The 13241-nt window shown below is 54.3% G+C and carries 8 protein-coding genes; 5 read left to right on the forward strand and 3 right to left on the reverse strand.

The window, feature by feature from the left end:
• Window positions 1-511: 511 nt before the first annotated feature.
• Window positions 512-2344, forward strand: coding sequence for a PKD domain-containing protein (locus PP263_RS07315; protein WP_308367727.1), 1833 nt, complete (start codon window positions 512-514; stop codon window positions 2342-2344).
• 665 nt (window positions 2345-3009) lie between these two features.
• Here PP263_RS07315 and PP263_RS07320 read toward each other — a convergent pair.
• The 3 genes from PP263_RS07320 to PP263_RS07330 form a co-directional block, all read right to left on the reverse strand.
• Complete coding sequence (locus PP263_RS07320; protein ID WP_308367728.1) at window positions 3010-5319, reverse strand: TonB-dependent receptor; 2310 nt, start codon at window positions 5317-5319, stop codon at window positions 3010-3012.
• 471 nt (window positions 5320-5790) lie between these two features.
• Complete coding sequence (locus PP263_RS07325) at window positions 5791-6309, reverse strand: GDYXXLXY domain-containing protein (protein WP_308367729.1); 519 nt, start codon at window positions 6307-6309, stop codon at window positions 5791-5793.
• Entirely contained in the window at window positions 6306-7613 is a 1308-nt protein-coding gene (locus PP263_RS07330; protein WP_308367731.1) for a DUF2157 domain-containing protein, read from the reverse strand. The genes PP263_RS07325 and PP263_RS07330 overlap by 4 nt, the downstream gene beginning before the upstream one ends.
• Before the next feature lie 236 nt (window positions 7614-7849).
• Between PP263_RS07330 and ahpC the strand changes: the two genes are divergently transcribed.
• The 4 genes from ahpC (at window position 7850) to PP263_RS07350 (ending at window position 13104) form a co-directional block, all read left to right on the forward strand.
• A complete protein-coding gene (gene ahpC, locus PP263_RS07335; protein ID WP_308367732.1) occupies window positions 7850-8416 on the forward strand; it encodes an alkyl hydroperoxide reductase subunit C in 567 nt (188 codons plus the stop codon).
• Window positions 8417-8706: 290 nt separating this feature from the next.
• Window positions 8707-10308: an alkyl hydroperoxide reductase subunit F gene (gene ahpF, locus PP263_RS07340; RefSeq protein WP_308367733.1), complete on the forward strand. Its 1602-nt coding sequence runs from the start codon at window positions 8707-8709 to the stop codon at window positions 10306-10308.
• 387 nt (window positions 10309-10695) lie between these two features.
• A complete protein-coding gene (locus PP263_RS07345; RefSeq protein WP_308367735.1) occupies window positions 10696-11922 on the forward strand; it encodes a hypothetical protein in 1227 nt (408 codons plus the stop codon).
• Between the two features lie 123 nt (window positions 11923-12045).
• Window positions 12046-13104 (forward strand): AbiJ-NTD4 domain-containing protein, encoded by a 1059-nt coding sequence (locus tag PP263_RS07350; protein WP_308367736.1) that lies wholly within the window; start codon window positions 12046-12048, stop codon window positions 13102-13104.
• The last annotated feature ends 137 nt before the right edge of the window (window positions 13105-13241 follow it).

Below are 13241 nucleotides of genomic sequence, written 5' to 3' on the forward strand. Positions count from 1 at the left end.
CCGCATTTTGTAGGAGCGGCCCATGGCCGCGATCGATATGTGCTACGTAGTAAGATCGATCGCGGCCAACGGCCGCTCCTCCCTGGGAAAGCGCCCTGGATTGGTTAGACCGCCTGCCGTCCACCTCGATCATATATTGTCAGTGACAGGGCTTTGATCTCCTCCTGACCGCCTTGAATTCGTCATGCCACCGGCTTGGCGTAAAGCCGGAGTGATGCCGCTGTCCTGGCTACTGCTATGATTTAGATTTCAAGACCCCTTGCATGGCAATAAACGGGTCAGCTATCATTTGGCGGTATTTTTTAGGCGATGAGCGGAGACCTCTCGTACGTTAAATGAAATAGCATACAAGGATCGAGTTATGCTTCCCCGTTTTCTTACCCCCACTTCTCACTCTTCTTCTACGTACTGCTTATGGCAGCGGTAGTAACGGTAGCGTAGTCGTCGTCCAGGCCTCTTACCTGTCCTCGTTAATAAATAAATCAAGATGTTATTAAATTAAGGAATAATTATGAAGCATCTCCCAGTCTGTATCCTCTGTTTACTCTATACATTCTCGTTAGTTCCCGATGCGCTGGCTGCAGGAACATCTGTCAGGGTGGATAAAATCCGCTATTGTCGTACGATATGGCCGGTCTGCAATGACAAGTTACAGTCGGATTATCAGCCTTGGGAAGATCACGGGGTGCCGGATCAGATCCAGAAGAATACTTATATTGGAAAATATAATGAACCGAGCCGCTCCGAGGTTGAACACATTGTGTTCTTGGCATCAGGGCAGCGATTCGACGGCATTGACGATAACCTGCTTACAGGCCAGCCAGATACGCGCAAGTTTGAGAAGCAGGAGTCTGGTCGAACACTGAGCGTTTCAACTGAGTCACTGGCATACAAGTTGTTTTCGCAAAACATTTATCCCGAGAACAATACTTTCTCCGCATTGGCCGTTGATGCGCGCTTTAACTGGGGTTTCTCAAAGGATAATAAAAGAGATATCGTCAATGCTTATTTTACCTGGCTGAAAGGGAAATTTTATAACTCCAATTTGAAATCTGTTTACCTGGCTGGTCATAGCCGCGGTGGTGCTCTGGTGATGAGACTGGCCAAGAAATTTCAACGTGAATTTCCTGATGTCGCCGTTATTGTCCATACCTTCGATCCGGTGACAAATAAGAAAGAGGGTGAGCTGGGAGCCACTTCCGGTTATATCGACAATCCTGAAGCCGGTTATCCTCGCGATACGATTCTCACTCAGAATAAAGGCAACTGGGGCTGGACGTCAGATTTCAGAACCTTTTATGACAATAAACAGCATTTTTCAGTTTCCAATTATCTGGTCGGCGGGAAAATCTTTGGGTTGGCCCAGGAAGTTCGAGCGGTGACTCACAAGTCCGGCACTGGTACAGAAACCGATCTTGGATGGTACTCACAGCGTTGGTACAGCATGCCGCAGCTGGGTTTTTCCGCAGAAAATGCCGGGGGCCATGTCGAAATAGCCAAAACCTATGTGACTGTCAATGCCGCGCTCAAGGATGTGAAAGACAACCTGGCGATTCTGACAAACAATATCGCACCAAGTGCAACGGCTTCGGCTTCATCCACCTACTGCGCTTCATCGGGATTACATTGTTATTCGCCAGGGCGCGTCAATGATAAGAATATGGACTCCCGGGTTGGCGGCTACTATAGCTGGACTAATGGTAATACCTCATTACCGCAGTGGGTTCAATTACGTTGGCCGGAACCAATCAAGACCGAGCACATCGAAATCATTACCAGTGAAGGCTATCCGATCCAGAATTATCGACTGCAGTACTGGGATGGTTCAGCGTGGCGAACACTCCAATCAATCTACGGCAATCAGCAACTGCGCATTGCACATGAGTTCAATGAAATCGAGACAACGCAAATACGTCTTCTTGGACTAGTGGGGCCCGTTAATCAACCTGCCCATGTGCGTGTTAACGAGATTCTGGTGAATGGCACCTGGGTAAACCCGCCAAACAAACCGCCGGTTGCCAGGTGTAGCGCCACGCCCAATTTGGGTACCGGTGTGGTTTATAGCGAACTCAGTGGATCCGGCAGCTATGATACGGATGGTAGTATTAGATCCTATCACTGGCGTTTCAGCGATGGCGGAAGTGCCACTGGCAAAGTTGTCCATCATACGTTCGTCGGCAGGGATCCCTCCATTACCGAGATCCAAAGAGCAACTTTAACAGTTACCGACAACGACGGCGCGAAAGATAGTGCCTCTTGCATAGTGACCGTTCGCTGCAGTACAGGGGCCGGACCTAGAAGCGGCGAGCCGGTGGATACGGCAAGAGCCTGCGCCCTTCAGTAAGGAAACATGGCAGAGAAAATGTAGGAGCGGCCGCTGGCTGTGATCGGACTGTGCTACGTAGTGAGATCGATCGCGGCCATGGGCCGCTCCTACATGGGCTGGTGACTTTGATTGAATTTATATTGGGAAATCTCCTGTCCGGCTCTTCTCCAAACGGTGATCGAACATTTCACATTTTGTAGGAGCGGCCGCTGGCCGCGATCGGGCTGTGCTACGTAGTGAGATCGATCGCGGCCATGGGCCGCTCCTACAGGGTCTGGCGACTTTGACTGAATTTATATCGGGAAATATCCTGTCCGGCCTTATCCAAACGGTTATCGAACATTTCGCATTTTGTAGGAGCGGCCGTTGGCCGCGATCGGGCTGTGCTACGTAGTGAGATCGATCGCGGCCATGGGCCGCTCCTACAGGGGCTGGTGACTTTGACTGAACATATATCAACAAGTCTCCTGTTCGGTCCTTATCCAAACAGTTATCGAGCATTTCGCATTTTGTAGGAGCGGCCCATGGCCGCGATCGGACTGTGCTACGTAGTGAGATTGATCGCGGCCAGCGGCCGCTCCTACATAGGTAATTGGTGGGCCTGGGGCTCGGCGCTCCCGGTCAAAAAAAAGCCGCACAATGGGGGAACTGTGCGGCAAGCTCAGATCACGCTAACAGACTGACTAGAAATCGTAAGCGACACTCAACTTGATATTGCGCGGCAGGATATAGCGCACATTGGCCGCGGTCGGGTCCCGGGGGTCGCCCTCGGTGGCACCCTCCTCGTCGGTGAGATTGTTCACCGCCAGTTGTACGCTGAAATCGTTGAGGTACAGCATGGTCCCCAGGTCCACCTTGGTGTAACCGGGCAGGGTTACCGAGTTGCCATTGTCGCTGTATCGGTCGCCGATGCGGCTCACCGCGCCGTAGAGGGACATATCCACGCCGTTGCCCAGCGTCCAGTCGTAGCTCTGGCTCAGGCGCACCTGGTGCTCCGGCTGGCGCAATACCTGGTTGCCCTCGAATTCGCCGCTGGTGATTTCAGGTTCCTGCACCGTGGCATTCAGGCCAAGGGTGAAGTCGCCCCAGTAGAGTTTGCCATCCAGCTCCACTCCCAGAGCCTCGGTTTCCAGGCGGGTGCAGACACCGCTGCCGACGACACAGTCCGGCATCCCCTCGGTTTCGTTGTAAAAGAGAGTGGCGAACAGGGAGTAATTTGCATCCTGCAGCTTGTAGCCCAACTCGTACTGGTCGATATCGATCACCAGATCGGAACCGGCGCGGAAGCTTCCGCCGAAATTACGGTATTCGTCGAAGTCGGCAAATTTGAAGCCGGAGTTGATGCGGAAGAAGGTGCCCATATTGTCGGCGAAGGCCCAGTCCACCGCGGCGGTGTAGGCGGTGCCGTCCTCATCGGCTTTGTATATGCTATACACACCGTCCCGCGCGCCATCGTCCACCGAATAATTGGTCTCGCGATTGGCGGAGCGCACACCCAAATCGAAGGTAAAATCACCCACATAGAATTCACCGGCAATATACAACGCGTCCTCACGCGCATCGCCGCTGGCATCCACATCGTAACTCCAGCCGCAAGTCACCACGCCCGGCGCGTTGCACTCGATCTCGCCGGCAGCGCCGGTGCTGGCGATCTGCTCGCCGTCGTGATCCAGCACAAAATATTTCTGGTTGCCCAGAGACCACCACTCGCCCACTTCCCAGGCGGAAGCGTAGTAGCCGAAAGTGACCTTGGCGGTATCCCACTGCTTGGCGATGCTCAGGTCGTTGCTCTTGGCCTCGATCTCCTTGCGCACCACCCAGGGGCCGAACAACTGCACCAGGGTATCGCCGCCTACCTCCGCGCCGGAAACGGTGGTGGCGGAAGTGATGGGGTCGTCATTGATATCGGTAAGGCTGTCCAGGCGCACCGGGCCGCCGTCGGGCACATAGCCCAGGGTGTCGGCATTGCCGGTGGTCAGCGCGAAGCGGTCGGTAAAACTCCAGCCGTTGCCCAGATCCATTTCCACATAGGCGCCGCCGATGCTGCCGTCCCAGCCGCGGCCCTCGCCCATGTCGTAACTTTCCCAGACGGTTTCCGATCCGCCACTGTTGTCCGGCCGGGAAACCGGTACCAGCGCATTGCGGTTGCTGGGCCCCACCTGCGTGTAGTCCGCCGGCAGAAAAGAGGCACCGGGCAGGTACCAGGTGCCGTGGTCGTCGGTATCGCGCAGGTAGAAGCCGGCCTTGCCGTTGTCCAGTTCCGCGGTCAGGTGCAGGGTGAACTGGTGGCCTTCCTCCGCGCTGAAGCCGGCGTCGCGCACGCCCGGCGAAGAGCTGACGTAGCCGCCCATCATGTAGTAGACGTCGTCGCTCAACTTGCCGGTGAGCAGACCGTCCACCCGCTGCAGGTCGTAGTCGGAGGCGGAATATTTGAGTTTGCCGGCGGTCTCCTCGGTGCCTTCCTTGAGAATAAAGTTGGTGGTCAGGCCCGGCTGGCCGTTGGAATACACCGGGTTGGGGCCGCCGCGCAGGCCTTCCACCCGCTGGATGGTCTCGTCCACCCGGAACAGCGAGGAGTTTTCCATAAAGGACAGGGTCGGGGCCGGGTACACCGGCATGCCGTTCATGGACACTGTCACAAAGGGCGCGTCGCTACCGCCGGGGAAGCCGCGTACATCGATATTCGCCCCGGACACGCCGCCGGAACTCTCCACCCACAGGCCCGGGATGGTCTTCATCAGGTCCGCGGTGCTGGCGGGGGACACGCGGGCGATCTCGTCGTCGTTCAGGGTGGTGATGGAAAAGCTGGCGTCCAGCTTGCGGATACTGGCACCGCCAGGAGTACCGGTGGTGACGACTTCCTCCATCACCATATCGCCGCTATTGATCGGCTGTTCCGCCTCCTGGGCGACCAGGACGCCACTGAAACCCAGGGAGACCGCCGCCAGGGATACCGCTCGGGCCAAGGGCTTCTTGTTTATCTTTATCTTCATCAAGGCTTCCCTCTCATCCGCGTTTTTATAGGGGATTTATTGTGTGCTGTGCAAATTTTGCGCTTGTTGTTATCGGGCACTTGTTGTCGGGCAAAAGCAATGCAAACGATTGCATTCACTGAGAAAGGGCGATCGCTTGTCATCGCCGAGGTCACTATAAGCCGCCACTGCAATCGATTGCAATACATGAACAAAGGAAAATTGGATAATTTGGCTATAAAGAGATGAGATTCTTATAACCCTGTGACTTAAACGGCAGACAGCCAGAGGTAGCACCGCCCTATCGCGGTGCTCCTTCAGCGCAAATTTCGTCGTTCCGGCGCAGGCTGAAACCCAGATGCCACCAGGCTGGATACCGGCCACCGGATCAAGCCCGGCTCCTGCGCCGGTATGACGAGTCAACGGAAGTTTGATTTGAAACAGAGTGTTTTCGAGTCGGTGTATTGCACCTTGCGCGGCCGTCGCCAGCGCTCACTGGGCAATAACACCCTGCAACCGCGCCTTTCCGCCACCCGACACCTTCACTACCGCCACCCCGCCGTCGGCCAGTTCCTTTTCCAGTGCCAGGGCCTTTTCCTTGGGAGCGAACAAAGCCTCGATACCGTATTTGATCCGCACCGATCCCCCCGGCCCTTCAAACCACCGGTCGGACACGCGGCCGCGCAGGAACAACCCGGATTGCGGTTTTTGCAGGCTCACTTCGGAGAATTCGTACAGAGCGTTTTTCCCCGGCTCCAGGGATACATAGACCACCTCGCCGTTGCGCAGTCTTTTGCCGGGAGGAAACAGGTTCGCATCCACCCGGGAAATTTCGTATTCCAGCCGGGCGTAATTCCCACGGAACAGGGAACGCGGGTCCACCGGCACGGTTTTCAGTTTTATTTCGGTGCCCGTCCACAGCGGCATCTGCGCGCTCACATACATACCGGAGAGGACGACAAACTGAAAGGCGATGGCGGCGATCAGGCCGATCACGATTTTCTTTTTCATACCGCGCCCTCCCGCGAATGGAATCTTCGCCAATACCTGGCCGCCGCCAGCAGCAATACCGCGAACAGCAGAAAGACCGCCGCACCGCCGATATAGTCACCGATCAGGTCGATATAGCGCATCAACGCGGTCAGCAGTATCGCGGCCACGCCGAGAAAAAAGTAATGGGAAATGCCGCTGTGAATCCCCCGCACAATCAGCCAGATACCCATGCCGATCAGCGCGACGTTGTAAACCAGCTGAAAGTAAACCGCGTGCTCCTGATTGCCCACCAGAATTGCCGCCAGCAGCGAGAGAAAATAGAAAGCCAGCAGCCCCGCGGTGGCCCGCAGGCGCCCTCCCCCGGCGGCGAATACCAGCGCGATGGCGGCAAGCAGGCCCGACACCACCGTCATCGGCAGCCAGTAGCGCCACTCCGCCTCGATCAGTTCCTCCCAGGGGCCGGCAAAACTCAACACCAGCATCAGCACCAGCCCGAAGCGCAGGCTCCAGACCGACAGCACCGCGCCGTAGTCCCGAGCCACCGCCGAGGTGCGCACAGCCAGCCAGTGGCCTAGGGCGTAGAGGGCGATAAACAGGGCCACGCCCACCGCCAGGTTTTCCGCGCGGAAATCGAAATGACCCGACTCCCGCCACCAGGCCGCCAGCGAATACTCCGTCCAGAAACCGATACCGGCCACCACCAGCAACAACAGCAGAATGCTCTCCCGCCCGCGCCACAGCACCCACAGGAACGCGGCAATAAATAGAGGGAAGAGCGCCGGGTAAAAGCCGAGGGAAACCTCCAGGAAAAACCACACCAGAGCCAGCACGCCGGCCTGCAGCGCCAGCCAGGGATTGCGCAGCAGCACCGCAAAGGGCAGGCAGCCCAGGGCCCACCAGAAGACCCCGTCCGGCATATGCTCGCCCAGGTGGTAGATCTGCGCGATCAGGATAATGGAGGCACCGAAGAACAGATTGCCCAGCAGGAAGATCCCCGTGGCACCGCCTTCGTCCCCTGACAGATAGCGCCGCAAGGCCAATCCCTGGGTGGCCATCGTAATCGCGATCAGCCCCCACATGCGCAGGGCGCGGGGAATCTCCTCCCAGTTGGCGCCGATCAGGGTGATCAGCGCCAGGCCGATAAACAGGTAGCCGAGGCCCGTCAGTACGCTGTAGCCCAGGGAGCGCCCCTGCGCCTGCTCGAAGTCCGTGCCGTAGCGGGTGCAGATCCGCTCCGCCTGCTCGCGACTGACAATCCCCTCCGCCACCCAATCGGCGGTCTCCCGGGCCAGGTCATTCTTCAACAGCCGAATCAGCCGCATCCCTCTCCCCTCTTCTCTTTATTGTTCCGGGAACCGGCCCCGGCCATAGCAGCCGAGTATCCGGAAAGGTTTGGCGCAAAGCAATCCATGACCCTTGGCTATGGATTGCTCATGAATGATCAGCTGGGACTATTAGACCCATTGGAATAGATTATTTTTATCAATCACTATCAACCCATAGTATAGCCCTCGTCCAAGACAACTTCTGAACCCAAGACAGTCAACGAGGAGCAATCATGTCTCACTACATCAACACCGAACTCAAGCCCTTCCAGGCCAAAGCCTACCTGAACGGCGAGTTTATCGAACTCAGCGACGCCGACCTGAAAGGCAAGTGGTCCGTGGTCTTCTTCTACCCGGCGGACTTCACCTTCGTGTGCCCAACCGAGCTGGGCGACCTGGCGGACAACTACGCCGAGTTCAAGAAGATGGGCGTGGAGATCTACTCCGTATCCACCGACACCCACTTCACCCACAAAGCGTGGCACGACTCCTCCGACACCATCGGCAAGATCCAGTACCCGATGATCGGCGACCCCACCGGCACCATCAGCCGCAACTTCGGGGTGATGATCGAGGAAGAAGGCATCGCCGACCGCGGCACCTTCGTGATCGACCCGGACGGCAAGATCCAGATCGTCGAGATCACCGCCGGCGGTATCGGCCGCGACGCCAGCGAACTGCTGCGCAAGATCAAAGCCGCCCAATACGTCGCCGCCCACCCCGGCGAAGTCTGCCCGGCCAAATGGAAAGAAGGCGAAGCAACCCTCGCCCCGTCCCTCGACCTGGTCGGCAAAATCTAAAGCCGCCCCTACTCCCCTCTCCCGCCCGCGGGAGAGGGGCCGGGGGAGAGGGCCCCCCCTGGGACCGCCGAGCTCCAGCTCGGCAACCGGGCCGAAAGGCCCGCCCCCCGGGACCGCGGAGCTCCAGCTCCGCAAACGGGCCGCAGGCCCGCCCCTGGGAACGCCGAGCCCCAGCTCGGCAAGCGGGCCAAAGGCCCGCCAACTGAAACCGTGAATTGGGACCACCATCCCCATATTGGCCCGCCCCCAAGCGGGTCCTTTTTAACCCCAAAGAACCACAGGACACACCGATGTTGGATGCAAACCTGAAACAGCAACTGGACACCTACCTGCAAAATATCGTCAATCCGATTGCAATCAGTGTGTCCGGCAACAGCAGCCCCAAATCCGCAGAGCTGCAAACCCTGGCCGAAGAAATCGCCAGCCTCTCCAGCAAAATCGCCCTCAATAGCGGCAGCGGCAAACGCACACCCAGCATGGCCGTCGCCCCCGCGGGCGAACAACCGCGAGTCAGCTTCGCCGGCATTCCCCTGGGCCACGAATTCACCTCCCTGGTACTCGCCCTGCTCCAGGCCGGCGGCCACCCGTCCAAGGCCGACCCGGAACTGCTGGAACAAATCCGCAATCTCCAGGGCGAATACCATTTCGAAACTTACATCTCGCTGTCCTGCCAGAACTGCCCGGACGTGGTCCAGGCGCTGAACCTGATGGCGACTTTAAACCCGAATATCACCCACGAAATGATCGACGGCGCCCTCTTCCAGGACGAAGTGGAGCAGCGCCAGGTGATGGCGGTCCCCTCGGTCTACCTGAACGGCGAACACTTCGCCCAGGGCCGCATGACCCTGCAGGAAATCGTCGGCAAACTGGACACCGGCGCCGCCGAGCGCAAGGCCGCCGAATTGAATGAAAAAGAACTCTACGACCTGCTGGTGGTCGGCGGCGGCCCCGCCGGCGCCGCCGCAGCCATCTACGCCGCGCGCAAAGGCATTCGCACCGGCCTGGTGGCCGAGCGCTTCGGCGGCCAGGTAATGGACACCGTGGGCATCGAGAACTTTATCTCCGTGCCCTACACCGAAGGCCCCAAACTCGCCGCCGGCCTTGAGCAACACGTCAAGGAATACGGCGTGGACATAATCACCGACCAGCGCGTCGCCAACCTGACGCGCAAACAACAGGTGGAACTGGAACTGCAGAGCGGCGCCACCCTCTCCAGCCGCTCCGTAGTCCTCGCCACCGGCGCCCGCTGGCGCCAACTGGGCGTGCCCGGAGAAGAAAAGTACCGCACCAAGGGCGTAGCCTACTGCCCCCACTGCGACGGCCCCTTCTTCAAAGGCAAACACGTGGCGGTGATCGGCGGCGGCAACTCCGGTATCGAAGCCGCCATCGACCTGGCGGGCATCGTCAAGCACGTCACCGTACTGGAATTCGCCGACACCCTGCGCGCCGACGAAGTACTGGTGCGCAAGGCCAGATCGATGGACAACCTGGACATTATCACCAACGCCCAAACCACCGAGATCCTCGGCGATGGCAACAAGGTCAACGGCTTGGCTTACACCGACCGGGAAACCGGTGAAAGCAAACAACTGGAACTGGCCGGCGTCTTCGTCCAGATAGGTCTGGTACCCAACACCGAATGGCTCAAGGAAAGCGAAGTGGAACTCAACCGCATGGGCGAGATCCTGATCGACGAGCGCGGAGCCACCTCCGTCTCCGGCGTCTACGCCGCCGGCGATGCCACCACCGTGCCCTATAAGCAGATTGTTATCTCCATGGGTGCGGGGGCCACAGCGGCGTTGGGGGCGTTTGACTATCTGATTCGCTCCTCGGTAGCTGACGAGGCAGTGCAGGAAGAAGTCGAGCCCCAGGTGCTTGCAGCCAGCGCTTAACTTACTGATACCAACCTCAAAAAGTGGCCGGAAGATTTCCGGCCATTTTTTGACCATCTCACATAGGGCCAAACACGTCCTTTCTCTCCCTCCCATCTCCCCACTTAGCTGAAAAAGTGATCACCGAGACCGATATCTGCCTGCAAGCTAAAACCGACTGAAAGTCCAATAGAAACAACAGGTTATTTGCTATGCAAAAAAGAAGGATATGAGGCTCGATGAACGTTTTCATCAAAAAGAACAAACGTACCACTTTATCTTCAGGCTTGACGGGATGGGGCTTCCGAAGCATTCTTGCCCAAAAGTACCCATTGAGAATGAGCAAGAGATATTGGCCTCTGCGATCACTATAAAAACGTTAGCTTCCAAATGGTGAAATAAGTATATATGAGAAAGAGTAGGATTTTTGCAGAAAGAGAGCTTCGTGACTTTCTTGAAGCCACCAAAAGCAATGTGGTCAGGTCAATAGAGTCTGAAAAGGACGACTATATTTTAAACGTGAATGAAGATGACTATATCGCTCATAAAATCGCTGAGACCACGGTAGAGAATATCGAAATTCACACAGATGATATTTATGCATCATCAAGTGAGCAAATGATCCCTGCGGAGTATTTTCCCAGTTCATTTTACGTACATTCTGGTAAGTCATACAAAAAGGATGTTATCAAATTCCATGTTCCCATTAGCGGAAACATCCAACTAATACATTGTATTCCTAGTAGCAGAATTCTATGGTCTATGGACATTGAAATTAACAAGACAGAGTTTTGCTTTGAAATAATTAACTTCAATGACAATGTTGATGAGATAGTCCGTGAAAAAGACTCGAATATGCGAAGCATTATGCAGCAATGCGACAACGTGAGATCTGAGGTCGAAAGGTTCAATCAAACATTAGAGCAGCATGTCCGCTCAGCCTTTAACTCGCGAAAAGAGCGGATCAAGAAGAGCTCGGGTGTTTTAGCTTCGCTAGGTGTTCCAATCAAAAAGGCTGCTTCAGCGCCGGATACATTTTCAATTCCAGCGCCACAGAAACGTAAAAAGACAGTTTTAAGCAAGCCGCAAGTAAAGGAGACTGGGTTTACCCCTGAACCATCTCTGGATCAATCTACTTATAATGACATTTTGCAGTTGATCCATGATGTCGGCAAGGAATTTGAAAGATTGCCAAGCTTGTATGCGGGCAAAGAAGAAGAGCATCTTAGAGACCATTTCTTAATGATGTTAGAGCCAAATTTTGAGGGCTCTGCTACAGGTGAGACATTCAACAAAACAGGCAAAACTGACATACTGCTTAGACATGAAGGTACAAATGTATTTATCGGGGAATGCAAATTCTGGAAAGGTGAAAAGAGCTTTCTATCTACCATAAGCCAACTTTTAGGGTATCTCACTTGGAGAGATTCTAAAGCGGCTGTCATTATGTTTGTACCAAACAAAGATTTCAGCAGTGTCGTGAGTATTGCAAAAGAGGCCGCGCTGAATCATCCAAATGTCCTTAAATACGTAAATGAGAAAGAAGAAACGTGGCTAAATTATGAATTTCATTTAGATGGTGATAGAAATAGGATTGTTAAATTGGCAGTAATGCTCTATCACACACCGAGATAAAGCATACAAGGCAGTCACTTGGGCGGCTTTGCCTACGCTCCTTCGTCGCTCCGGCAATGGAACCGGTGCTGCCAGCGTTAGTACTTTGATACGTCACTATGCAAGGAGATTAAACAGTAAACAATGCTTACGGATATTTTTGTCGACAGATATATCGGCGTTCCCATGTGGGACTCTTTCGGGGAAGTTGAGAAACGTTTCATAGTTCAAGGTTTTCGCATGATAAGTGAGCATTTGTATCCTTATTGGGTAGATGGAAAAGAAAGCTCAACTGCGAAAGCCCGATGGACTGCCATACATGACAAATTGAGTATGGAACTCGGCCTTTCAGAGCTTTCACCTAAGTATTACTCCTTCCAGAGTATGTGGAATGGTAAGCCACATACACAGTCTGGCTCGTGGTCTATGGATAAGGTCTGCAAGGATTTTGTCTGTGCCGAATATGACGGAAATTCCACTCCAGATCGCTTTATGAAAGAACGGATAAGTTTTATTGAGCTTGCCTTTAGAGAGCGCGAAGAGCAAATCAAAGAAATTAATACAAACCTTCCAAAGCAATTGCTAGATGCAAAGCTCAGAGAGCAGAGGAAAAGGCCAGGAGTTATTCGTATCTCTGGAAGCATGGAAGAAACTATCCAAGCAATGAACGATAAAATCAATGATGATTTTAGAGCTTCCGTCGAAGAATTGAATGAACGCTTAAGACGTGCAAACTATAAATTGAATTACCATAATAGCTTTATTCAGATATCAGAAGATGAACTAATAGAATCTCAGATTGAAAAAGGATTTTGGAATATAACAAAAGATCCACTTTGGAAGAATGTAGATATCGATATGAAAGAAGCTATTGATTTGCGCGACAGCGGTGGGCGAGATCCCGCCTTTTATGCTGCTAGAGCTCTAGAAAGCGCAATAAAAATAATTTCTGATAAAAAGGGATGGACACACAGTGGTGAGAAGGGTGCCCATAGCTTTATCGATAATCTAGGAAGCAAAAAGAATGGCTCCTTCATTAACGCTTGGGAAAGGGATTGTCTTAAGATATTTTTTACAGAAGTCAGAAACCCATTTGGGCATGGAGCCGGTAGTGAAGAAATGCCAAAGCTCTATCCTCAGCAAACAGATTGGGCAATTGAGACGTGTATGTCATGGATCAAATCTTTGGTAAAAAGGTTATAGAAAGTAGTGACTACCAAATATGCAAACAAACATCCAAAAAGAGTTTGACAGGCACTACACGAAGTAAACCAACAAGTGCGATGCAGCAGGCCATTAAATACGTCGCATAAATTTCTTCCGAAATTTGTACACCAATT

It is taken from the genome of Microbulbifer sp. TB1203, from assembly GCF_030997045.1.
Classification (GTDB): domain Bacteria; phylum Pseudomonadota; class Gammaproteobacteria; order Pseudomonadales; family Cellvibrionaceae; genus Microbulbifer.

What these genes read in the sequence shown, in the direction of transcription:
- PP263_RS07315 (WP_308367727.1), top strand. Translation starts at nt 512, where the DNA reads ATGAAGCATCTCCCAGTCTGTATCCTCTGTTTACTCTATACATTCTCG.
- PP263_RS07320 (WP_308367728.1), bottom strand. Translation starts at nt 5,319, where the DNA reads ATGAAGATAAAGATAAACAAGAAGCCCTTGGCCCGAGCGGTATCCCTG.
- PP263_RS07325 (WP_308367729.1), bottom strand. Translation starts at nt 6,309, where the DNA reads ATGAAAAAGAAAATCGTGATCGGCCTGATCGCCGCCATCGCCTTTCAG.
- PP263_RS07330 (WP_308367731.1), bottom strand. Translation starts at nt 7,613, where the DNA reads ATGCGGCTGATTCGGCTGTTGAAGAATGACCTGGCCCGGGAGACCGCC.
- ahpC (WP_308367732.1), top strand. Translation starts at nt 7,850, where the DNA reads ATGTCTCACTACATCAACACCGAACTCAAGCCCTTCCAGGCCAAAGCC.
- ahpF (WP_308367733.1), top strand. Translation starts at nt 8,707, where the DNA reads ATGTTGGATGCAAACCTGAAACAGCAACTGGACACCTACCTGCAAAAT.
- PP263_RS07345 (WP_308367735.1), top strand. Translation starts at nt 10,696, where the DNA reads ATGAGAAAGAGTAGGATTTTTGCAGAAAGAGAGCTTCGTGACTTTCTT.
- PP263_RS07350 (WP_308367736.1), top strand. Translation starts at nt 12,046, where the DNA reads ATGCTTACGGATATTTTTGTCGACAGATATATCGGCGTTCCCATGTGG.